At 63.4% G+C, this 20,126-nt stretch carries 22 protein-coding genes; 15 read left to right on the forward strand and 7 right to left on the reverse strand.

Features of this window, described 5'->3' with window-relative positions; translation table 11 throughout:
• Positions 1 to 115 precede the first annotated feature (115 nt).
• Positions 116 to 1,195: a patatin-like phospholipase family protein gene (locus JHX87_RS01280; protein WP_271884564.1), complete on the forward strand. Its 1,080-nt coding sequence runs from the start codon at positions 116 to 118 to the stop codon at positions 1,193 to 1,195.
• Positions 1,196 to 1,251: 56 nt separating this feature from the next.
• Here the strand turns inward: JHX87_RS01280 and JHX87_RS01285 are convergent, their stop codons facing one another.
• From JHX87_RS01285 to JHX87_RS01305, 5 genes are all read right to left on the reverse strand, one after another.
• Complete coding sequence (locus tag JHX87_RS01285; RefSeq protein WP_271884566.1) at positions 1,252 to 1,989, reverse strand: THxN family PEP-CTERM protein; 738 nt, start codon at positions 1,987 to 1,989, stop codon at positions 1,252 to 1,254.
• A 454-nt stretch (positions 1,990 to 2,443) separates the two neighbouring features.
• Complete coding sequence (locus JHX87_RS01290) at positions 2,444 to 3,205, reverse strand: THxN family PEP-CTERM protein (RefSeq protein ID WP_271884568.1); 762 nt, start codon at positions 3,203 to 3,205, stop codon at positions 2,444 to 2,446.
• A 358-nt stretch (positions 3,206 to 3,563) separates the two neighbouring features.
• Positions 3,564 to 4,487: a pseudouridine-5'-phosphate glycosidase gene (locus JHX87_RS01295; protein ID WP_271884570.1), complete on the reverse strand. Its 924-nt coding sequence runs from the start codon at positions 4,485 to 4,487 to the stop codon at positions 3,564 to 3,566.
• The gene (locus JHX87_RS01300; protein WP_271884571.1) at positions 4,484 to 5,380 is read right to left on the reverse strand and encodes a PfkB family carbohydrate kinase; all 897 of its coding nucleotides are present in this window, start codon (positions 5,378 to 5,380) and stop codon (positions 4,484 to 4,486) included. Before JHX87_RS01300 ends, JHX87_RS01295 begins: the two co-directional genes overlap by 4 nt.
• The gene (locus tag JHX87_RS01305) at positions 5,377 to 5,724 is read right to left on the reverse strand and encodes an ArsR/SmtB family transcription factor (RefSeq protein ID WP_271884573.1); all 348 of its coding nucleotides are present in this window, start codon (positions 5,722 to 5,724) and stop codon (positions 5,377 to 5,379) included. The genes JHX87_RS01300 and JHX87_RS01305 overlap by 4 nt, the downstream gene beginning before the upstream one ends.
• A 208-nt stretch (positions 5,725 to 5,932) precedes the next feature.
• Here JHX87_RS01305 and JHX87_RS01310 point away from each other — a divergent pair, with 208 nt between their 5' ends.
• From JHX87_RS01310 to JHX87_RS01330, 5 genes are all read left to right on the forward strand, one after another.
• On the forward strand, positions 5,933 to 6,292 hold the full coding sequence (locus tag JHX87_RS01310) for an AtpZ/AtpI family protein (protein WP_271884574.1): 360 nt from the start codon (positions 5,933 to 5,935) through the stop codon (positions 6,290 to 6,292).
• Entirely contained in the window at positions 6,267 to 7,034 is a 768-nt protein-coding gene (locus JHX87_RS01315) for a F0F1 ATP synthase subunit A (protein ID WP_271884576.1), read from the forward strand. The genes JHX87_RS01310 and JHX87_RS01315 overlap by 26 nt, the downstream gene beginning before the upstream one ends.
• A gap of 89 nt (positions 7,035 to 7,123) precedes the next feature.
• A complete protein-coding gene (locus JHX87_RS01320) occupies positions 7,124 to 7,360 on the forward strand; it encodes a F0F1 ATP synthase subunit C (RefSeq protein ID WP_090611015.1) in 237 nt (78 codons plus the stop codon).
• Positions 7,361 to 7,434: 74 nt separating this feature from the next.
• The gene (locus JHX87_RS01325) at positions 7,435 to 8,058 is read left to right on the forward strand and encodes a F0F1 ATP synthase subunit B' (protein ID WP_271884578.1); all 624 of its coding nucleotides are present in this window, start codon (positions 7,435 to 7,437) and stop codon (positions 8,056 to 8,058) included.
• Positions 8,055 to 8,618 carry a F0F1 ATP synthase subunit B gene (locus JHX87_RS01330; RefSeq protein ID WP_271884580.1) on the forward strand — a complete coding sequence of 188 codons (564 nt, stop codon included), beginning with the start codon at positions 8,055 to 8,057 and terminating at the stop codon, positions 8,616 to 8,618. Before JHX87_RS01325 ends, JHX87_RS01330 begins: the two co-directional genes overlap by 4 nt.
• Before the next feature lie 83 nt (positions 8,619 to 8,701).
• Here the strand turns inward: JHX87_RS01330 and JHX87_RS01335 are convergent, their stop codons facing one another.
• A complete protein-coding gene (locus JHX87_RS01335) occupies positions 8,702 to 9,463 on the reverse strand; it encodes an FCD domain-containing protein (protein WP_271884582.1) in 762 nt (253 codons plus the stop codon).
• Between the two features lie 105 nt (positions 9,464 to 9,568).
• Positions 9,569 to 10,240 (reverse strand): YiaD family glycine zipper/OmpA-like lipoprotein, encoded by a 672-nt coding sequence (locus JHX87_RS01340; RefSeq protein WP_271884584.1) that lies wholly within the window; start codon positions 10,238 to 10,240, stop codon positions 9,569 to 9,571.
• Between the two features lie 219 nt (positions 10,241 to 10,459).
• Between JHX87_RS01340 and nth the strand changes: the two genes are divergently transcribed.
• The 9 genes from nth (at position 10,460) to JHX87_RS01385 (ending at position 20,109) form a co-directional block, all read left to right on the forward strand.
• Entirely contained in the window at positions 10,460 to 11,122 is a 663-nt protein-coding gene (gene nth, locus JHX87_RS01345; protein ID WP_271884586.1) for an endonuclease III, read from the forward strand.
• Positions 11,119 to 12,138, forward strand: a complete 1,020-nt coding sequence (locus JHX87_RS01350) for an adenosine kinase (protein WP_271884587.1) — start codon at positions 11,119 to 11,121, stop codon at positions 12,136 to 12,138. Before nth ends, JHX87_RS01350 begins: the two co-directional genes overlap by 4 nt.
• Before the next feature lie 273 nt (positions 12,139 to 12,411).
• Positions 12,412 to 13,542 carry a Hint domain-containing protein gene (locus JHX87_RS01355; RefSeq protein ID WP_271884589.1) on the forward strand — a complete coding sequence of 377 codons (1,131 nt, stop codon included), beginning with the start codon at positions 12,412 to 12,414 and terminating at the stop codon, positions 13,540 to 13,542.
• A gap of 214 nt (positions 13,543 to 13,756) precedes the next feature.
• On the forward strand, positions 13,757 to 14,974 hold the full coding sequence (locus JHX87_RS01360) for an aminotransferase-like domain-containing protein (RefSeq protein WP_271884590.1): 1,218 nt from the start codon (positions 13,757 to 13,759) through the stop codon (positions 14,972 to 14,974).
• Positions 14,975 to 15,101: 127 nt separating this feature from the next.
• On the forward strand, positions 15,102 to 16,364 hold the full coding sequence (fabF, locus tag JHX87_RS01365) for a beta-ketoacyl-ACP synthase II (protein WP_271884591.1): 1,263 nt from the start codon (positions 15,102 to 15,104) through the stop codon (positions 16,362 to 16,364).
• A complete protein-coding gene (gene mltG, locus JHX87_RS01370) occupies positions 16,364 to 17,545 on the forward strand; it encodes an endolytic transglycosylase MltG (RefSeq protein ID WP_271884593.1) in 1,182 nt (393 codons plus the stop codon). The genes fabF and mltG overlap by 1 nt, the downstream gene beginning before the upstream one ends.
• A 126-nt stretch (positions 17,546 to 17,671) precedes the next feature.
• Positions 17,672 to 18,115: a hypothetical protein gene (locus tag JHX87_RS01375; RefSeq protein ID WP_271884595.1), complete on the forward strand. Its 444-nt coding sequence runs from the start codon at positions 17,672 to 17,674 to the stop codon at positions 18,113 to 18,115.
• A gap of 277 nt (positions 18,116 to 18,392) precedes the next feature.
• Positions 18,393 to 18,812: a permease gene (locus tag JHX87_RS01380; protein ID WP_271884596.1), complete on the forward strand. Its 420-nt coding sequence runs from the start codon at positions 18,393 to 18,395 to the stop codon at positions 18,810 to 18,812.
• The gene (locus JHX87_RS01385) at positions 18,763 to 20,109 is read left to right on the forward strand and encodes a DNA-packaging protein (protein ID WP_271884597.1); all 1,347 of its coding nucleotides are present in this window, start codon (positions 18,763 to 18,765) and stop codon (positions 20,107 to 20,109) included. The genes JHX87_RS01380 and JHX87_RS01385 overlap by 50 nt, the downstream gene beginning before the upstream one ends.
• Positions 20,110 to 20,126: the final 17 nt, after the last annotated feature.

Here is a 20,126-nt window from a genome sequence, read left to right on the forward strand (position 1 = left end):
AAGGGAAACTTTTCCGGGAACCCGACGTTTTGGGGCCTTGCGGCGGGGCAGGGTCTGCATATCGGGCGAGGTTGGGATTAAGTTGCAGCGACCGGGTCGCGCAAGAAGGACGGCTATGGAACAGAAGAACATCAATCTCGCGCTGCAGGGCGGCGGCTCTCACGGGGCCTTTGCCTGGGGCGTGCTGGACCGCCTGCTGGACGAAAACTGGCTGACCATCGCGGCGATCAGCGGAACCTCGGCCGGGGCGATGAACGGGGCGGCGCTGAAGGCGGGGCTTGCGCGCTACAAGGGCCTGCGGGGCCGACGTGCGGCGCAGGAAAATCTGGACGCACTTTGGGCCAGCGTGGGAAAGGTCAGCGATAACCGCATGGTGCATTGGATGCATTCGCTGATGCCGGTCCCCTCCAGCCTTGGGCGGCTGACAGAGCTGTTTTCGCCGGCCGCCTGGCTGGAAAACCTGACCCGCATCTTCAGCCCCTATGATTACGGCCCCTTCTATGTGAACCCGCTGGCATCGGTGCTGCGCGATCTGCCCTATCCCAGCTTTGACGTCGAGGCCGGGCCGCAACTGTTCATCTCGGCCACGAATGTGCGTACCGGGCGCATCCGCGTCTTTACCGGCCGCGCGGCGACGCGGGATGCGGTGATGGCCTCGGCCTGCCTGCCGAACCTGTTCCGCGCGGTCGAGATCTATGATCCCGATACCGAACGGGTCGAGGCGTTCTGGGATGGCGGCTTCATCGCCAATCCGGCGCTTTATCCGCTGTACCGGCCCGATCTGCCGCGTGACATCGTGATCGTGAACATCAACCCGCTGATGCGCGACGGCCTGCCGCGAACGCCCAGCCAGATTTCTGACCGGGTGAATGAGGTCAGTTTCAACAGTTCACTCATGGCCGAACTGCGCTCGATCAATTTCGTCAAGCGCCTGTTTGCCGAAGGGCGGCTGGAAAACCGCGCGATGAAGAACCCGCTGATCCACATGATCCTGGATGACATGCTGATGAACGATCTGACGGCGCGGTCCAAGGTGCTGCCGGATCCGGGCATGCTGGACCGGATGAAAGCGGCAGGGCAGGTGGCCGCCCACAGCTTTATCGAAGAGCATGCCGATGCGCTGAACACGCGCGATACGGTGGATCTGGCGGCGCTGTTCAACGGGGCGGGGATCATCGACCGGGTCGGGGTCTGACGAAAAACGGGCCGCTGCTGACAGCGGCCCGCCTGGGTGTGTCGTCAGGCTCGGGCTTAGCTGCGGCGCCGACGCCCGGCTGCCGCAAGGCCGCCCAGACCTGCGATCAGGAACCATGCCGCGGCGGGAAGCGGCACCGGGGCGATGTTTTCCTCATAGGTGAAGCGCGCCAGAAGGTCTGCCGTGTTCGATTGACCTTCCAGAGTCCAGAAGCTGTCGCCGATATCGAACCCCTCGACATCAAAGACATAGGTAAAGGTCGAGCCGGTGCCATCGGTGATGGTAAAGGTCTCGCTGGTGGCGGGGTTCGTCGTCGGCGTCACCCGGTCCGAGCAACCGCCGGTATTGCTGGGGTCGTTATTCGGCAGCGTATTGGCACAGGGGTCATCGTTGTTCGGCGTCTCGAAGTGATCAAAGACGAACTGCGAGGTGCGCGTATAGGATGTGCCCGGATCTGCGCCCAGATAAAAGGTGAAGGACACATCAAGCGTCGCGCTGCTGATGCCAGAGCCAGCGCCGATCGGGAAGTTGTGATGCGTGAAGGTGCCGATCTTGAAATCGGTATCCTGGGCATGCGGTCCCGAAGGGGCAAGCGGATCGAAATCATAGCCGCTTTGCGCCTCTGAGGTTGTCCCCCAACGCAATTCTGCGGTGCCCGCATTGTCGGCGCTGGTGACATCAGAGCCGTCAGTCCAGCTGCTCCATGTCGCGGTGACGTCAGTGATATTCAGGGTGGCGGCTTGCGCTGTTGCTGCTGCTAGCGTCAGAGCAGTGGAAGCGCAAAGAAGGTTCAAACATTTTCTCATTTTTAATCTCCGATAGGTGGGACCGGACAGCACGCAAGAGGTCAGACAGCCCGAAAAAGCGGAAAAACGCACTCTCTATGTAACGCGGCTATAATAGCGCAAATTTAAACAGAATTGTCTGTTTTATTCGTTCTGATGTGAAATACATCCTGTGATTGTAAATGATACTGCTCAATTTGCATATTCACCAATTTCAGTGTCAGGGGAACAACTTATAGGCGTGGGATACGACGTCGTTTTTGTGCATCTGATTCGCTGAGCGCGAATCATCCCGCAATCGAGAATATAATGTTACCGCAGGTTTAAAAGGTGACGTTCAGGTAATGTGCAGATAATGCAATTGGCATGCCCATCTGCTGCTCCGGGATAATCGCGGAACATGGTATCATTAAATGAAAAGGGGGCCAGACGCATCTGACCCCCATTCAAGCTGTGAATTCGTTCAGGCTTTGCGGCGACGGCGCGCAACCGCGCCCATACCGGCGACACCTGCCAGCAACAGCCAGCCCGCGGCGGGCAGCGGAACCGGGGGAAGGGGCACGTTTTCCTCATAGGTGAAGCGTGCCTGCAGCTGGGCGCTGTTCTTCTGGTTCTCGACCGTCCAGAAGTTCTCGCCGATATTGAAGCCGGTCACATCGAACAGATAGGTTCTGGTCACGCCGTCTTCGGTGATCGTGAAGCTTTCGCTTTTTCTGGGATTGGTGATCGGGGTCACGCGGTCTTCGCAGCCGACCTGCACGCCATTGGGTTTGCTTTCCTTGCCATCCACGCAGATGCCGCTTTCGGGCACGTTCGGCGTTTCCCAATGCTCGAACACGAATTGCGACGAACGCGTGTATATATTGGACGAATCCGTTCCCAGATAGAACGAGAAGGTCACATCCAGCGTGGCGCTGCTGATCCCCTTGTCGATGACAAAGTTGTTGTGGGTAAAGGTGCCCAGCGTGAAGGTCTGATCCTTCTGATGCGGACCCGAGGTCGGCACCGGCGCGAAATCATACCCGCTTTGCTGCTTGGTATAGCCAGGCGTTCCCCAGCGAAGTTCAGCAACATCCCCGTTCATGGTGGAGCTTTGCTTCACACCACCGGTCCAATCGGACCAGACGCCGGAAACGTTGGTGACGGTCAGGGTGGCTGCCTGCGAGGCGGCGGCGCCCAATACGAGAGTGGAGACGGCAAAAATTGCCGAGGCATACTTGTTCATAACTGTAAAACTCCGAACTGGTCAAAGCCGCAAAAACGCGCGGATACTGGTCGTTACAGGGGTACAAAGACTACTTCTAGTCCTTTTACTGTAAACTAATTATTCTACCTTTAAAAATGTAATTTTAAGACTTCACGCGTAAGTGCATATATTTACCATCTGCAGTTGTTATTTCTGCCTTTTACAGGTTTGGATGCAACTCTCGCGTTCTGTTAATGCCACATATTTGCAACTTCATTTGAGTTTTTTTAACCTCCGGCGGGCCGGGCGTGGCGATTTTGACACGGATTTTTGATCTTTCCGGCGGGCGCGCGCGACTGCATCCGGGGCAGGAGGGGGCAAGACGGCGACTCACCCATCAGGCCTGTCGAACCATCCGGGCCGCGATATCGGCGGCAAGGCGGGCATTGTTCAGCACCAGCGCGATGTTCGAGTCCAGCGACCGGCCCCCGGTCAGCTCGAAGATCCGCTGCAGCAGGAAAGGGGTCACCGATTTGGCGGCGATCTTCTGCGCCTCTGCCTCGGCCAGGGCCTGTTCGATGACCGGCATGATCTGGTCGCGGGGGATTTCGGCCTCGGGCGGGATCGGGTTGGCGACCAGCTGGCCGCCCTTCAGGCCCAGCCGCGCGCGCATCGCGGCGGCGGCGGCGATCTGGTCGGGGCTGTCCATCCGCAAGGGCGCGGCGATGCCGCTGTTGCGCGACCAGAAGGCGGGCAGGTCGTCCTGCCCATAGGCGATGACCGGCACGCCCAGCGTTTCCAGCACCTCCCACGTCTTGGGCAGGTCCAGGATCGCCTTGGCCCCGGCGGCCACGACCGTGACCGGGGTTTGCGCCAGTTCCTGCAGATCGGCCGAGATGTCGAAGCTGTCTTCCGCGCCGCGATGCACGCCGCCGATGCCGCCGGTGGCAAAGACCCGGATTCCGGCCAGATGGGCGCAGATCATCGTCGCCGCCACGGTCGTGGCGCCGGTGCGGCCGGTGGTCAGGCAGACGGCCAGATCGGCGCGCGACAGCTTCATCGCCTGATCGGGTGGGGTCCGGGCCAGCGCCTCTAACGTGTCATCGGTCAGGCCGATATGGATCTGGCCGCCCATCACCGCGATGGTCGCGGGCACGGCCCCGCCATCACGGATCACGCCTTCGACCTTGCGCGCCATGTCCAGATTCTGCGGATAGGGCATGCCATGTGTGATGATGGTGCTTTCCAGCGCCACGACCGGCTTGCCCGTCGCAATCGCGTCGGAAACTTCGGGCGAGAGGTGCAGCGGGGCATCGGTCATGGGACATCCTTTCCGGAAACATGGGCCGCCGAGGCCTGAACCGCCTGATGCAGCGCGGCCTCGCGGGGGGTGTTCTTCAACTCGGCCGCCAGATGTGCGGCCAGAAAGCAATCGCCCGCGCCGGTGACACGGGCGACGGTCACGCTGGGCGGGGCCAGGGTCAGGGTCGGGCCGTTGGTGATGGCATCGGCGGCGGGGTTCGGGCCATCTGTGACCAGCACCCGGGCCGCGCCCCGGCGGACCACGGCCTGCGCGGCGCTGGCGGCGTCGGGGCAGGCGTGACCGGCAAGGATCTGGGCCTCGAACCGGTTCAGGTAAAAACAACCGCGGCGGGCGGCGATCAGCGGCTCCAGCCGCTCGGCCTTGCCGGGGCTGGCGGGCACGACGCGCAGATCGGCATGGGCCAGGCGCGGATCGGTCGCGACCTGCGCCAGAAGCCGCTCGGTCAGGTTGCCGTCCAGCACCGCCGGGCCGCGCCAATCGGCCAGCGCCTGATCCAGCGGGTGCAGGATCGCCGCGCCCGCCTCTTCAAGGCTGTGGGCATCGGCAATCGCGGCGATCAGGCCTTCGCTATCCTCGATCCCCATATAGCAGTCGGTCGGCAATCCGGTATCGCGCGCCAGCCAGCCGGTCATAACGCCCAGACGCCCGGCCTCGCGCACCAGCGCCTCGCCCTCGGGGTCGCGGCCCACGGCGGAGAGGACGGCGGGCTTCAGCCCCCACCGGGCCAGCGCGATGGCCACGTTCAGCGCCACGCCGCCGGGGATATGGCGGATGCGGCCGGGCACATCGGCCCCCGCCGCCATCCGGCGCGGGGCGCGGCCGATCACGTCCCACAGCATCGCCCCGATGCACAGAATATCGGGCCGGGCCTCCTCTTGCGCGGGGGTCATTCTTCGCTCCATTCCCTTATCTGGCCTTCCAGAAAGCGTTCGAAATCGTCCAGATCCACCGGGTCGAACTGCCCGAAACCCTGCATCCAGACCGAGGCCGCCCGCATCCCGTCCGGATCCAGCTTGCACCAGGTGATCCGCCCGCGGCGCTCCTGCCGGATCAGGCCGGCGGCGGCCAGGACAGAGAGGTGCTTGGAAATGGCCGCAAGGCTCATCTCGAAGGGCTGGGCGACATCGCTGACGGCCATGTCATCTTCCAGCAGCATGGACAAGACCCGGCGTCGCGTCGGATCGGCCAGAGCGGCGAAGATCAGGTCCAGCCTGTCGGGTGCGGGGGCGGTCATGGCATCAAAAATCGCGATTTCAGGCCGGGGATAGTCAACTTGGCGGTTGAATAATGTAGGGGCATGGCGCGGATTGCAAGGGGCATGGCGGAATCCCGTGATTTCGATATGCCTTCGGAATCAATGCCTTATAAGGTGCGCTGGCTTGCTTGACTCGGGCCGCGTTCCACCCTAGACACCCCATCGACGAATAACGGGGGCGTGAGAGATGGCCAAAGAGCCCCGGAACGACAGCGACCGGCAGCAAGACGCCGCCCGCTTGCGCGATCTGGAGGACAGGCTGTCCCGGCTTACCAAGGCGCCAGAGGTCGGCGGACCGATGGCAGGCTATGACAAGGCGCATGTCGCCTGGCGCATGGTCACCGAGATCGTGGCGGGCATCGTGCTGGGCTGCGGGATCGGATACGGATTGGATTGGATGTTCGGCACCACGCCGTTCCTGATGATCCTGTTTATTCTTCTTGGCTTCGCGGCCGGTATCAAAGTGATGATGCGCACCGCGGCCGAGCTTGGCAACAATCCCGGCAAGCCGCCGGAGACCGATGAGGGAACAGATCGTGGCGACTGAAGCGGAAGCAGCAACTGGCCTTTCCTTTCACCCGATGGAACAGTTCATCGTGAAGCCGCTGTTCGGCGATGGCCCGGTTCACTGGTACACGCCGACCAATGTGACGCTGTGGCTGTTCCTGATCATCGTCGCCACCGCTGCGCTGCTGATCTGGGGCACGCGCGGCCGCTCGATCGTTCCCAACCGCTCGCAATCCATGGCCGAGCTGTCCTATGGCATGGTCCATAAGATGGTCGAGGATATCTCGGGCAAGGACGGCCTGAAATATTTCCCCTATATCATGACGCTGTTCATGTTCGTGCTGTTCGGGAACTTCCTGGGCCTGCTGCCCAAGGCCTTTACCGTCACCTCGCATATCGCGGTGACCGGCGTGCTGGCCTTTGCCGTCTTCTTTACCGTGACCGCCATCGGCTTCATCAAGAACGGCGCGCATTTCCTGGACCTGTTCTGGGTGCGCTCGGCCCCGCTGGCGATCCGCCCGGTGCTGGCCGTGATCGAGGTGATCAGCTACTTCGTGCGTCCGGTCAGCCATTCGATCCGTCTTGCCGGTAACATGATTGCCGGTCACGCCGTGATCAAGGTTTTCGCGGGCTTCGCGGCCATCGCCGCCGTCGCCCCGGTGTCCATCGTGGCCGTGATCGGCATGTATGCCTTTGAGGTGCTGGTCGCCTTCATCCAGGCCTATGTGTTCACCATCCTGACCTGCGTTTACCTGAAAGATGCGCTGCACCCGTCGCACTAAGCGACGGCAGGCAGCAGCGGGCGGCGCGCTTCCGTGCCGTCTGTGACTTAACCCGAATACCAAAACTTCCAACCGCAAGGAGTATCATCATGGAAGGCAATATCGGAGAACTGGGCCAGTACATCGGCGTCGGCCTGACCGCCATCGGCATGGGCGGCGCAGCCATCGGTGTGGGCAACGTTGCCGGCAACTTCCTGGCAGGCGCCCTGCGCAACCCGTCGGCAGCCGCCGGCCAGACCGCCACGCTGTTCATCGGCATGGCCTTTGCGGAAGCTCTGGGGATCTTCTCGTTCCTCGTCGCGCTTCTGCTGATGTTCGCAGTCTGATCCCACGCCATCCTTGCGGCGGGGTAGGGGTTCGCCTCTGCCCCATCGTGACCTGAAAGGCCAAGGGGTAGGAAATGATCAGCCTGTTGCAAGAGGCCGCCACCCAGGTGGTCGAACATTCTGAAGACGCTGCCGCTGCTGCGGTTGCGCAAGGCGATGCCGCAGGGCATGCCGCCGAAGCGGCTCAGGCCGCCGAATCGTCGGGTCTGCCGCAGCTGGACGTCAGCACGTTTTCCAACCAGATCTTCTGGCTGGTCCTGTGCCTGCTGGTGCTGTACTGGGTGCTGGCCAAGGTCGCGCTGCCCCGGATCGCCGCCGTTATCTCGGATCGTCAGGGGGCTGTGACCGGCGACCTGATGGCTGCCGAAGAATTCAAGCAGAAAGCGAAAGACGCCGAAGCTGCCTATGACAAGGCACTGGCCGATGCGCGCTCGGAAGCTCAGAAGATCGTGGCCGCGAACCGCGCCGAGATCCAGAAAGAGCTGGATGAGGCGATTGCCCATGCTGACGCCGAAATCGCCGCCCGCAGCGCGGAATCGGAAAAGCGTATCGGTGAGATCCGCGAATCCGCCGCGACCAATGCCCGCGAAGTTGCGCGCGACGTGACGGCCGAACTGGTCCGTGCCTTCGGTGGCAATGTCGATGAGGCTGCGGTCAATTCGGCTGTGGATGCGCGCATGAAAGGGGCCCTGCAATGAAAAAGCTGAGCACCGTTGCCGTTGCCGCCGCGCTTGTCGCGGGCCCGGCTGCTGCCGCGTCGGGGGCGTTCTTCTCGCTCCGCAATACCGACTTTATCGTCACGCTGGCCTTTATCGGCTTTGTCGCGCTGCTGATCTATTTCAAGGTGCCCGCCAAGATCGGTGCCCTGCTGGACCAGCGCGCCGAAGGGATCCGCAAGGATCTGGACGAAGCCCGCCGTCTGCGTGAGGAAGCGCAAGAGATCTATTCCAGCTATGAGCGCCGTCAACGCGAAGTTGCGGGCCAGGCAGAGCAGATCGTGGCCAATGCCAAGCGCGAGGCCGAAGCACAGGCCGCCAAGGCCAAGGATGATCTGAAAACCTCGATCGAGCGTCGCCTGAAGGCCGCCGAAGAGCAGATCTCCAGTGCCGAAAATGACGCGGTGCGCGCAGTGCGCGACCGTGCCGTTCAGACAGCGGTCGCCGCAGCCTCGGAGCTGCTGGGCCAGCAAGTCGAAAAAGGCCAGCGTTCTGCTGGTATCGACGACGCCATCGCAGATGTGGCGCGTCGCCTGAACTGAGGAAAACTTGGTCAGGAACGTCTAAGAACGACGGGACAGTCTTCGCCCCCGGCCTGAACAGGTCGGGGGTTTTTTCTTTCGCCTCAGCTGCGCTTGTTCAGGCGGCGGCGGGCCAGTTGGTCATGCTCGTCGGCCAGCCGCTGTGCGCGCAGGCAGTCGGCGATGAAATCCAGATGCGCCTCGACCATCGCCCGGGCGCCTGGCCCGTCGCGGCGCTGCAGGGCATCGTTGATCTGGCCATGCTGCTGCAGCAGCCGGTTGCGATTGTCGGGCAGGGTGAAGATGCGGGTGCGGTTGTAAAGCACCCCCTGTTGCAGCAGATCGTTCATCGACCGCATCATATGCAGCGCCACGATATTATGGCCGGCCTCGACGATGGCCATGTGAAAGGCGGCGTCCAGCGCGGCTTCGCGTTCCGGATCGGCCTTGTCATGCGCCTCGGCCATGCGGCGATAGCTTTGATCGATGACGGCCAGATCCTCGTCCCCCGCCAATGTGGCGACCCGCTGGGCGGCCATGCCTTCAAGCTCTCGCCGGAAGGACAGGTAATCATCGGCGGCGCGCTCATGTTCCGACATCAGCCGCACCAGCGCGGGCGAAAAGGCCGAGCCCAGCACATCGGCCACATAGACCCCCGAACCCGCCCGCGCGATCAGCAGGCCGCTCTCTTGCATCTCGGCCAGGGCCTCGCGCAGCGAGGGGCGCGAGACGCCCATGGTTTCGGCCAGTTCCCGCTCTGCAGGCAGGCGGTCGCCGGGTCGCAGGATGCCCTGAAGGATCAGTTCTTCGATCTGACGCATCACGGCATGCGACAGTTTTTCGGCGGTGATCTTCTGGAAGGGCATGGGGCGGACCTGACAAGAGTATCGTACTATTTACGGCCTAAAGCGCGTAAAATCAAAGGGCCGGTGTGATCCGGCCCCCGATTATGCCATGCAATCCGACGTCGCTTAGCGGGTCGGACGGATCAGGATCTCGACCCGGCGGTTCTGCGCGCGGCCGGTGGCGGTGTCGTTCGAGGCGACCGGCTGGCTGAAGCCGCGCCCGGTGGCCGTCAGGCGGCCCGCATTCACCCCTGCGGCGGCCAGGATATTGCTGACCGATTGCGCACGGCGCACCGAAAGCTGCTGGTTATAGGTGGCCGAGCCGGTATTGTCGGTATGGCCCACGACCTCGACCAGGCTGTTGGGATATTCGTTCAGGTTGCGCGCCACGGCGTAAAGGTCGTTCTGCGCCACGCCCGACACGGCCGAGGAATCGGTGGCGAACAGGATGCCCTCGGGCATGATGACCTGCAGGTAAGAGCCGCGATTGACGACCTGGATATTCGGGTTCGACAGCGATTGTTGCAGCGATTTCGCCTGACGGTCCAGGATGTTGCCCGCAACCGCGCCCGCCGCCGCGCCCAGGATCGCCCCGCGCGCCGCATCGCGGCCTTCGTTATTGCTGTCATCGTCACGCGACACACCGTAAAGCGCGCCCAGTGCCGCGCCGGCCAGGGCGCCCTGCTGGGTGCGGCTCATCCCCGTGCCGGTGCCGGTGCCCGTCATGGACGGGTCGGTGCAGGCGCCCAGGGCCATCAGCCCGGATGCGGCAAGAAGAGTGGGGACGCGGAAGTTCATGGGATATCCCTTTCAAATTCTGTCTTCGGGCGTCTTGCCGCCCGGCTGTGTTGGTGGATGCGGTGACCCGGCATCGCGTGGTAACGCAATCCAGCCTGCCGAAGTTCCTGGGGAAAGAAAAGGCGGCTTTCGCGCGCGCCGGATCATATCGCGTCACGTTCCGGCGATGGTGGCGGGGGCTTGCATTACCGGTCCGTGACCGCCAAAAGCGGGACCATCATGGCCCAGACCCGTCGCTTGCCGCAGCCCTTGCCCTTCGATCAGCAGGTCGCGATCTTTTCGCGGCTGGCGCAGTCGAATCCGGACCCCGTGACCGAGCTGAATTTCGTGAACCCCTATACGCTGGTCGTTGCGGTGGCGCTGTCGGCGCAGGCGACCGATGTGGGGGTGAACAAGGCGACCAGGGGGCTGTTCGCACTGGCCGATACGCCGCAGAAGATGCTGGATCTGGGCCTTGAGGGCGTGACCGAGCATATCAAGACCATCGGCCTGTTCCGGCAGAAGGCCAAGAACGTGATCGCCCTGTCGCGCATCCTGGTCGAGGATTACGGCGGCGAGGTGCCCGACAGCCGCGCCGCGCTGATGTCGCTGCCCGGTGTCGGGCGCAAGACCGCCAATGTGGTGCTGAACAGCGCCTTTCGCTATCCGTCGCAGGCCGTCGATACGCATATCTTCCGCGTCGGCAACCGCACCCATATCGCGCCCGGCCGCGATGTCGATGCGGTCGAGCGCGCGATCGAGGATAACGTCCCCGTCCGTTTTCAGCAGGACGCCCATCACTGGCTGATCCTGCATGGCCGCTATATCTGTCAGGCACGCCGCCCGCGCTGCGGGATCTGCGTGATCCGTGACCTCTGCCCTTTCGAGGAGAAGACCGAATGACCACCCCCTATGTGATTGGCATCGGCAATGCCGTGATGGATGTGATCGCGCCGACCGAGGATCAGCGGCTGGCCGATCTGGGCATCCAGAAGGGCATCATGCAGTTGATCGAGCGTGAGCGGTCCGAATTCCTGATGGCCGCGCAGGCCGATGATCACAGCGCCGCGCAGGCGAAGTCGCGTCTGGTGCCCGGCGGCTCGGTCGCCAATACGCTGGCGGGGATCGGCAGTCTGGGGCTGAAGACCGCATTCATCGGCCGGGTGGCGGATGATGAGCTTGGCCGCGCCTATGCCCGACAGACCGAAGCCGCAGGCACCGCCTTCGTGAACGCTCCGGTGGCGGGGGCGGAACTGCCGACCTCTCGCAGCATCATCTTTGTGACGCCGGATGGCGAACGCTCGATGAACACCTATCTGGGCATCTCGGCCGAGCTTGGCCCGGAAGACGTCGATCCGGCAGTGTTCGATGGCGCGGGCTGGCTGTTTCTGGAGGGCTATCTGTTCGACAAGGCCAGGGGGAAGGACGCCTTTCTGAAAGCCACGGAATATTGCCACGCGGCGGGCGGGCAGGCGGGGATTGCGCTGTCCGATCCCTTCTGCGTCGACCGCCATCGCGACGATTTTCGCAAGCTGGTCGCCGGGCCGATGGATTACGTCATCGGCAATGTCCATGAATGGCAGTCGCTGTATCAGGTCGAGGATCTGGACGAGGCGCTGCGGCTGGCCGTGGCCGATTGCGACACGGTGATCTGCACGCGGTCGGGAAATGATGCGATCCTGATCCGAAAGGGCGAACGGGTGACGGCGCCGGTGCATCGCGTGGTGCCGGTGGATGCGACAGGGGCGGGCGATCAGTTCGCGGCGGGGCTGATCTATGGTCTGGCGACGGGCGCGGCGCTGGCCGATGCCGGGCGCATGGGCTGCATCGCGGCGGCTGAGGTGATCGGCCATGTCGGCCCGCGCCCCGAGCGTGACCTGCGCGAGGATTTCCGCGCCGAGGGGCTGATCCAGGGCTGAGGTTGCGGGCCTTTGGACAGGCTTTCAGGTGAAGGGCCGGAGGGAAACTAAACCGGCAATTCATCCTGCCCTGCACATATCAAATCGCTCTGCGCCTTGACGTCTGAAAATGCCAGGCGACGTCGAGTTAATTAAACATTTTTTAATTGATCGGCTGTAGATCTCATGCCTAATTGAATCACGTATGGCGTTTTGACTTTGTTTTGCTTGCACTTTTTTCGCGCAATTCCAGTCCGGCGTCGGTGGTGAGTTTATTGGTGCAAGAGGTTCCCTGTGGCCGTTTTCGACGCAATCTACCTTGGGAAATTGACGACCTTCATCGATGGCGCTGAAGGAAATATCGCGACCGAGAATGCCTCGGCGCTGCTGGGCAGGACATTCGGGGGACGCGCGGATGCGCTGGCCGGCAGGATCGTCTCGGTCTCGACCCGCGATCTTGGCGGGCAGTCCAATCATCTGGACAATGACAACAGCCTGACGAATGACGAACTGACCTTCGATCTGGGCGATGGCAGCGGGCCGCAGACCACGGTGCATGACGGGCTGGCGGTTTACGGCGCGAAGGTCACCTTTACCGATGGCACAAGGGCCAGCGTCAGGGCGGTGCTGTTTCAGGACAAACAGGGCAACCTGTTCCTGGCGCCGTCGCTATTTGCCAATGACGGCACCTATAACGCGCTGAAATCGGGGCCGATCCGGTCGCTGACCCTGAACAACGTGCATGAGCGCCCGTTCAATCTGCGCGTCGACCGTGCGACGGATAATTTTGTGACCTGCTTCACGCCGGGCACGATGATCGACACGCCAGAGGGCCCGCGCGATGTGGCCAGCCTGAAAGCAGGCGATCTGGTGATCACGGTGGATCGCGGCGCGCAGCCCTTGCGCTGGATCGGCAAGACCACGGTTCTGGTGGCGGATGAGGCGCATTTGCGGCCCGTTCGCATTGCGGCGGGCGCGTTGGGCGAGGGGCAGCCGCATGCGGATCTGGAGGTGTCGCCGCAGCACCGGATCCTGGTCCGCTCTGCCATTGCGCGGCGGATGTTCGGCGCCGAGGAGGTTCTGGTGGCGGCCCGGCATCTGGCCTCTCTTCCCGGGATCGAGATCCGCGAGGATCTGGGCGAGGTGACCTATTTTCACCTGCTCTTCGATCAGCATGAGCTGGTCATCTCGAACGGGGCGGCGACCGAGTCGCTTTATGTCGGGCCGCATGCGCTGATGGCGGTGCCCGAGGCCGCGCGAGAAGAGATCCTGACGCTGTTTCCGGCCCTGGCCGATGGGGGCTGTGACGTATGGTCGGCGCCGGTCCGGCAATTCGTGCCCGGTCGGCGCGGGCGCCAGCTGGCCTTGCGGCATGTGAACAACAGCAAGCCCGTGCTGGGGCAGATGGCCGGCAACGTTCCCTGACCTCGCATTCGGAGGGGCGAACCTGTCCGGAACTCCGTGCAGCATTTGCCGCCGTGTCATGCGGGGCGATGTTGTTTTCTGGATATTTATGCACAAAAGATGTGAAGAGCTGCGTCCGGCTGGTGCGGTCTGCGCATGGTTGAAAAGGTCATGGGTGTTGACTTTGTTTTCCCATTATGCGCCACTTCCCCGGCGTCAGGTATGGGAGGGGGTGATGGTGAAGGGGGAATTGCTGGCATCGCGGATACCGCGGATGCGGGCGTCGGAGATCCGGGAATTGCTGAAGCTGCTGGATCAGCCGGACATTATTTCATTCGCGGGGGGAATCCCCGATCCGGCATTGTTTCCGGCGCAGGCCTATCGCGATGCGATGGCGGCGGCGCTGGCTGACGATATTTCCGGGGTGGCGCTGCAATATTCGCTCAGCGATGGCTATGGTCCGCTGCGTGACTGGCTGGCCGGGGAGATGGCGAAGATCGGGATTTCCTGTGGGCGGGAGAATATCCTGATCACCTCGGGGTCGCAGCAGGCGCTGGATTATCTGGGCAAGCTGCTGTTGTCGCCGGGGGATACGGCGCTGGTGGGATGGCCGACCTATCTGGGCGCGCTGGGGGCCTTTAATGCCTATGAGCCGCGCTATGATCGTTTGCAGCCCGGTGAAAACCGGCCGGTGGCGGATGTTGCGGCGGCGGCCGAAGCGGCGGGCGGGCGGGTGAAATTCGCCTATCTCTCGGCCGATTTTGCCAATCCGACGGGGCGGACCGTGGATCGTGCCGGGCGCGAGCAGGTTCTGGATCTGGCGGAGGCGCTGGATATCGCCGTGATCGAGGATGCCGCCTATCAGGCGCTGCGCTATGATGGTGAGGCGATCCCGCCGATCCTGGCGCTGGAGCTGGCGCGGCGGGGCGATATCGAGGCCTGTCGCACGATCTATTGCGGATCGTTTTCCAAGACCCTGGCGCCGGGGTTGCGCATGGGCTGGGTCTGTGCCGCGCAGGAGGTGATTTCGCGGCTGGTTCTGTTGAAGCAGGCCGCCGATCTGCATTCGCCCACGATCAATCAGATCGCCACCCATATCGTTGCCCGCGACCATTTCGACAGCCATGTGCCGAAGATCCGCGAGGTCTATCGGCGGCGGCGCGATCTGATGCTGGCGGCGCTGGCGCGCGAGATGCCCGAGGGCGTGGAATGGGTGCGGCCCGAAGGCGGGATGTTTGTCTGGCTGACCCTGCCCGAGGGCATGGACGGGGCCATGCTGCTGGTGCAATCGCTGGGAAGCGAGCGTGTGGCCTTTGTGCCCGGGCATGCGTTTTACGCAGATGGATCGGGTCGCAATTCCATCCGGCTGAGCTTTACGCTGCATGACAAGGCGATGATGGATGAGGGGATCGCCCGGCTGGGTCGTCTGCTGCGCAACAGCCGCCCGGCGTGACGGGCCGACAGGCGGCGGGATCGCGCCGAAGCGCAGCCTGTGCTGGCCGCAGTCAGGCTGACATTGCGTGATCTTGCCCTCGCGTGTATCAGGGCGGGAACGAGAGAGCAGCTTGAAGGAAGTGCTGATGCGCAGGGTCGTTGTTACCGGCTTGGGAATGGTTACGCCACTGGCCTCGGGTGTCGAGGCGACGTGGGAACGGCTGCTGGCCGGAAAATCAGGGGCGGGACCGATCACCCGCTTTGATCCCAAGGATGTCGTGACAAAATATGCCTGTGAGATCCCGCTGGGCGATGGCAGCGATGGTACGTTCAATCCCGATGACTGGATGGAGCCGAAGGACCGCCGCAAGGTCGATGACTTCATCCTGTATGGCATGGCCGCTGCGGCGCAGGCGGTCGAGGATTCCGGCTGGATGCCCGAAGGCACCGAGGATCGCGAGCGCACCGGCGTGATGATCGGATCGGGGATCGGCGGGCTGAGTTCCATTGCCGAGACTGCCGTGCTGATCAAGGAGCGCGGGCCGAAGCGTGTCTCGCCCTTCTTCATTCCGGGCGCGCTGATCAACCTGATCTCGGGTCAGGTCAGCATCCGTTATGGTTTCAAGGGGCCGAACCACGCGGTGGTGACGGCCTGTTCGACGGGCGCCCATGCCATTGGCGATGCGGCGCGGCTGATCATGCTGGGCGATGCGGATGTCATGGTGGCCGGGGGCGCCGAGTCCCCGATCAGCGAGATCGGGATTGCCGGGTTCAATGCCTGCAAGGCGCTGTCCACCAAGCGGGCCGACGATCCGCAGGCCGCCAGCCGCCCCTATGACGAGGATCGCGATGGCTTTGTCATGGGTGAGGGCGCGGGCGTCGTCGTGCTGGAGGAATATGAACATGCCAAGGCGCGCGGGGCCAAGATCTATGCCGAGGTGCTGGGTTATGGCCTGTCGGGCGATGCCTATCACATCACCGCACCCAGTGAGGATGGCGATGGCGGCTATCGGGCGATGCAGAACGCGCTGCGCTCGGCGCATCTGACGGCGGACCGGATCGACTATATCAATGCGCACGGCACCAGCACCATGGCCGACACGATCGAGCTGGGCGCGGTCGAGCGGTTGATGGGCGATGCGGCTTCGGGGGCGGTCATGTCCTCGACCAAATCCAGCATCGGGCATCTGCTGGGTGCGGCCGGCGCGGTCGAGGCGATTTTCTGCGTGCTGGCGATCCGCGATCAGATCTGCCCGCCGACGATCAATCTGGACAATCCCGCGGTCGAGCCGAAGCTGGATCTGGCTGCCAATGCCGCCGTCCGTCGCAAGGTCGATGTGGCGCTGTCCAACAGCTTTGGTTTCGGGGGCACCAATGCCAGCCTTGTTCTGGGGAAGGTGGCTGACTGATGTGGCGCCATATCGCCTCGAATTTTCTGACGCTGCTGGTGGTGTTGCTGATGGCCGCCGCCGGCGCCGTCGCCTGGGCGCGGCACCAGTTTTCCGGGCCCGGCCCCAGTGCGATTGCGCAATGCGTGCAGGTTGAACGCAACGCCACGCTGAATGCGGTCAGCCAGCAACTGGCCGATCAGGGCACCGTGACCAGCGCCTATATCTTTCGCGCGGGGGCCGATTATCTGGGCAAGGCGCGCGATCTGAAATTCGGCAGCTATCTGGTCGAGCCGCAGGCCAGCATGCAGGATGTGCTGGACGTGATCACGGCTGGCGGGCCTTCGACCTGCGGGACCGAGGTTCTGGTGCGTGTGGGCGTGCGGGGGAACACCATCCTGCTGCGCGACATGAACCCCGATACCGGTGCCTTCGAAGAGGTCGTGCGCTTTGATCCCGATTCCGAGGAACAGCCCGCCGAGGTGACCGAGGCCGTGGATCGCGATGGCTCTCGGCTGCGGGTGGCCATGGCGGAAGGCGTGACCAGCTGGCAGGTGGTGCAGGCGCTGCGTGCCGCCGGGTTCATGTCCGGAGAGATCGACGCGGTCCCGGCCGAGGGCAGCCTTGCCCCGGATACCTATGAGGTGGAAAAGGGCGCTGACCGGGCCGCATTGCTGGCCGAGATGGAGCGGCGCCAGGCGAATATCCTTGCCGAGGAATGGGAGGCGCGGCCCTTTGGCCTGCCCTATGAGACGCCGGAAGAGGCGCTGATCATGGCCTCGATCGTGGAAAAGGAAACCGGGCTTCCCGAAGAGCGGGCCGAGGTGGCCAGCGTCTTTGTGAACCGTCTGGAAGAGGGGATGCGCCTGCAGACCGACCCGACGGTGATCTATGGTATCACCAAGGGCGAGGGGATCCTGGATCGCGGCTTGCGGCGGTCGGAACTGGCCTCGCGCACGCCCTATAACACCTATCAAATCGACGGTCTGCCGCCGACGCCGATTGCCAATCCCGGACGTGCCGCCATCCGCGCGGCGCTGAACCCCGATGAGACGGATTACCTGTTCTTTGTCGCCGACGGGACCGGGGGGCATGCCTTTGCCCGCACGCTGGACGAACATAACGCCAATGTCCGCCGCTGGCGCGAAATCGAGGCGCAGCGTGGAGAGCCGACCGACACGCCGGTGCAGACCGGCGGATAGGCGAGAGACCGTCGCTTCGGTTTGACAAAGCCCGTCCTTTAGTCGCAGGGTTGTGAACAGGGCGGGCTTTTTCAATCGTTTCGTGAAGCGCCCGCGTTGGTTCGATTCTCAAATCGGGAGATAGAGATGAAGCTTTCAGAGATGTTTTCCAGCCTTGCCCGCAACGCGCAGGATTTCGAAAAGCGGCTGGATGAATGGCAGAAGGATCTGAGCAATCGCGGCGATGAGCTGAAGGCCAGCGCGAAGCAATGGTATGAATCGGCCGAGCAGCGCCAGAAAGAGCTGGATGCCGAGATCAACACCTATTTCGAGGATGCCAGCGAGCAGGTGAAGTCACAGTGGAACAAGGCCAAGGCGGATTGGGACGTCGAAGTCGCCAAGATCCGCGCGAAGGGCGAAGAGATGCGCCAGGCGGCCAAGGATATGCATGAGGAAGACGTGGCCGACTGGTCCGAAGCCTATGCTGCGAACATGGTCTCTTATGCGCAGCAGGTGCAGGAAGAGGCCAGCAAGGCCGTCGCTGCCGCCGCCGAAGCACGTGCAAAGGCGAATGAGAGCAAGAAGGCCTGAGGCCGTTCCGGGCTGAGTCCCCGGCGGTGATCATGGCTTCTTGGGGGTGGTGTTGCATATCGCGCGCTGCCCCCGTTGCATTCGATTAATGGTTTGTAATTGAATGTAAAAATATGATTACGATGCCCGCTTAAGTTGTTTCGCATTGACTTTGCGAACGCCCTTGAGTAGAACATTCACATGCTGGAAGAGGTGGGCAAGCGGCCAGGGGGTGACCCCGGGGCCGCTTTTTCATTTCGGGGCTCGTGCGGACAGGACACGAGGCGGGACAGTTTGCATGAATGATATGGAATGGGGCGGGACGGGGACTCCCGAAGGACCATTTGTTTCTGGTGAACGGGGTGAGGGGCAGGCCCAGGCGCAAGCGGGGGCTTCAGACAAGGCGGTCAGCGCAGAGGAGGCGCTGGCCGTCGCAGAGGGGTTGTTCTGGTCATATGTCAAGGATCTGGAACGCCACAAATCCGCGCTGACCGAGGAAAGCCACGGATCCGTCGATCCGGCGGAATTGAAACAGGCAATACGCACCGCAAAGGACATCCGCGAGGCGGTGCATCTGCTGATGGCGGAAAGGAACAGGGTTGAAAAACTTCGCAAGGACATCGCAGGCGGGGTCGGCGCAGGCTGCCTCGACCTTGACGCGGCACGAGATGAAATCGGGCGCCGCCTGGCTTGCCTCCGCCGCGCCGGAGGAGGTTGACGAATTTCTGGGCGGGCTGACGGAAAACGCGCTGATGGCGCTGCCCTGGCTGTTCGAGTTCTGGGCCCTGCCGCATCAGTTGCCGCCGGGCGGCGACTGGAAAAGCTGGGTGATCATGGGGGGGCGCGGTGCGGGAAAAACCCGCGCCGGGTCCGAATGGGTGCGGCGGATGGTTGAGGGGTCGACCCCCGCCGCACCGGGGAAATGCCATCGTGTCGCGCTGGTCGGAGAGACCTTCGATCAGGCGCGCGAGGTGATGGTGTTCGGGGAATCGGGCATTCTGGCCTGCTCTCCGCCCGATCGCCGCCCGGTCTGGGAGGCGGGGCGGCGGCGGCTGGTCTGGGCCAATGGGGCGACGGCGACGGTCTATTCCGCGCATGAGCCCGAGGCCCTGCGCGGCCCGCAATTCGACGCAGCCTGGGTCGATGAGCTGGCCAAGTGGAAAAAGGCCGAGGATGTCTGGGACATGCTGCAATTCGCGCTGCGGCTGGGGGATCATCCGCAGCAGGTGGTGACCACCACGCCGCGCAATGTCGGGGTGCTGAAACGGATCATGCAGAACGCCTCGACCGTGATGACCCATGCGCCGACGGATGCGAACCGCGCCTATCTGGCCGAAAGTTTCCTGGCCGAGGTTCAGGCGCGCTATGGCGGCACCAGGCTCGGTCGGCAAGAGCTGGACGGGGTGCTGCTGGACGATATCGAAGGGGCGCTGTGGACGACCGCGATGCTGGAGGGCGCGCGGGTGGACAAGCTGCCTGCGCTGAACCGGGTGGTGGTGGCGGTCGATCCGGCCGTGACCAGCGGCAAGGCCAGTGATGAATGCGGCATCGTCGTGGCCGGTGTCGTGAGTGAGGGTGAGCCGGGCAACTGGCGCGCCTTTGTGCTGGAGGATGCGACGGTCAGGGGCGGCCCGACGGATTGGGCCCGCGCGGCGATTGCGGCGATGGACCGGCATGGGGCGGAACGGCTGGTGGCCGAGGTCAATCAGGGCGGCGATCTGGTGGAAAGCGTGATCCGGCAGATCGATCCTCTGGTGCCGTTCCGGGCCCTGCGGGCGGGGCGCGGCAAGGGGTTGCGGGCCGAGCCGGTGGCGGCGCTTTATGAACAGGGTCGCGTCAAGCATGCACGGCACGGGTCACTGGGCGCGCTGGAGGATCAGATGTGCCAGATGACGGTGCGCGGCTATGAGGGGCGCGGATCGCCCGACCGCGTGGATGCGCTGGTCTGGGCGATCCATGAGCTGATGATCGAGCCGGTGAGCCAGTGGCGACGGCCGCAGATGCGGCGCCTGTAAGGCGCCGAGATGGATAT

The organism is Paracoccus fistulariae (assembly GCF_028553785.1).
GTDB classification, from domain to species: Bacteria; Pseudomonadota; Alphaproteobacteria; order Rhodobacterales; family Rhodobacteraceae; genus Paracoccus; species Paracoccus fistulariae.

What these genes read in the sequence shown, in the direction of transcription:
- JHX87_RS01280 (WP_271884564.1), top strand. Translation starts at nt 116, where the DNA reads ATGGAACAGAAGAACATCAATCTCGCGCTGCAGGGCGGCGGCTCTCAC.
- JHX87_RS01290 (WP_271884568.1), bottom strand. Translation starts at nt 3,205, where the DNA reads ATGAACAAGTATGCCTCGGCAATTTTTGCCGTCTCCACTCTCGTATTG.
- JHX87_RS01295 (WP_271884570.1), bottom strand. Translation starts at nt 4,487, where the DNA reads ATGACCGATGCCCCGCTGCACCTCTCGCCCGAAGTTTCCGACGCGATT.
- JHX87_RS01300 (WP_271884571.1), bottom strand. Translation starts at nt 5,380, where the DNA reads ATGACCCCCGCGCAAGAGGAGGCCCGGCCCGATATTCTGTGCATCGGG.
- JHX87_RS01305 (WP_271884573.1), bottom strand. Translation starts at nt 5,724, where the DNA reads ATGACCGCCCCCGCACCCGACAGGCTGGACCTGATCTTCGCCGCTCTG.
- JHX87_RS01310 (WP_271884574.1), top strand. Translation starts at nt 5,933, where the DNA reads ATGGCCAAAGAGCCCCGGAACGACAGCGACCGGCAGCAAGACGCCGCC.
- JHX87_RS01315 (WP_271884576.1), top strand. Translation starts at nt 6,267, where the DNA reads ATGAGGGAACAGATCGTGGCGACTGAAGCGGAAGCAGCAACTGGCCTT.
- JHX87_RS01320 (WP_090611015.1), top strand. Translation starts at nt 7,124, where the DNA reads ATGGAAGGCAATATCGGAGAACTGGGCCAGTACATCGGCGTCGGCCTG.
- JHX87_RS01325 (WP_271884578.1), top strand. Translation starts at nt 7,435, where the DNA reads ATGATCAGCCTGTTGCAAGAGGCCGCCACCCAGGTGGTCGAACATTCT.
- JHX87_RS01330 (WP_271884580.1), top strand. Translation starts at nt 8,055, where the DNA reads ATGAAAAAGCTGAGCACCGTTGCCGTTGCCGCCGCGCTTGTCGCGGGC.
- JHX87_RS01335 (WP_271884582.1), bottom strand. Translation starts at nt 9,463, where the DNA reads ATGCCCTTCCAGAAGATCACCGCCGAAAAACTGTCGCATGCCGTGATG.
- JHX87_RS01340 (WP_271884584.1), bottom strand. Translation starts at nt 10,240, where the DNA reads ATGAACTTCCGCGTCCCCACTCTTCTTGCCGCATCCGGGCTGATGGCC.
- nth (WP_271884586.1), top strand. Translation starts at nt 10,460, where the DNA reads ATGGCCCAGACCCGTCGCTTGCCGCAGCCCTTGCCCTTCGATCAGCAG.
- JHX87_RS01350 (WP_271884587.1), top strand. Translation starts at nt 11,119, where the DNA reads ATGACCACCCCCTATGTGATTGGCATCGGCAATGCCGTGATGGATGTG.
- JHX87_RS01360 (WP_271884590.1), top strand. Translation starts at nt 13,757, where the DNA reads ATGGTGAAGGGGGAATTGCTGGCATCGCGGATACCGCGGATGCGGGCG.
- fabF (WP_271884591.1), top strand. Translation starts at nt 15,102, where the DNA reads ATGCGCAGGGTCGTTGTTACCGGCTTGGGAATGGTTACGCCACTGGCC.
- mltG (WP_271884593.1), top strand. Translation starts at nt 16,364, where the DNA reads ATGTGGCGCCATATCGCCTCGAATTTTCTGACGCTGCTGGTGGTGTTG.
- JHX87_RS01375 (WP_271884595.1), top strand. Translation starts at nt 17,672, where the DNA reads ATGAAGCTTTCAGAGATGTTTTCCAGCCTTGCCCGCAACGCGCAGGAT.
- JHX87_RS01380 (WP_271884596.1), top strand. Translation starts at nt 18,393, where the DNA reads ATGAATGATATGGAATGGGGCGGGACGGGGACTCCCGAAGGACCATTT.
- JHX87_RS01385 (WP_271884597.1), top strand. Translation starts at nt 18,763, where the DNA reads ATGAAATCGGGCGCCGCCTGGCTTGCCTCCGCCGCGCCGGAGGAGGTT.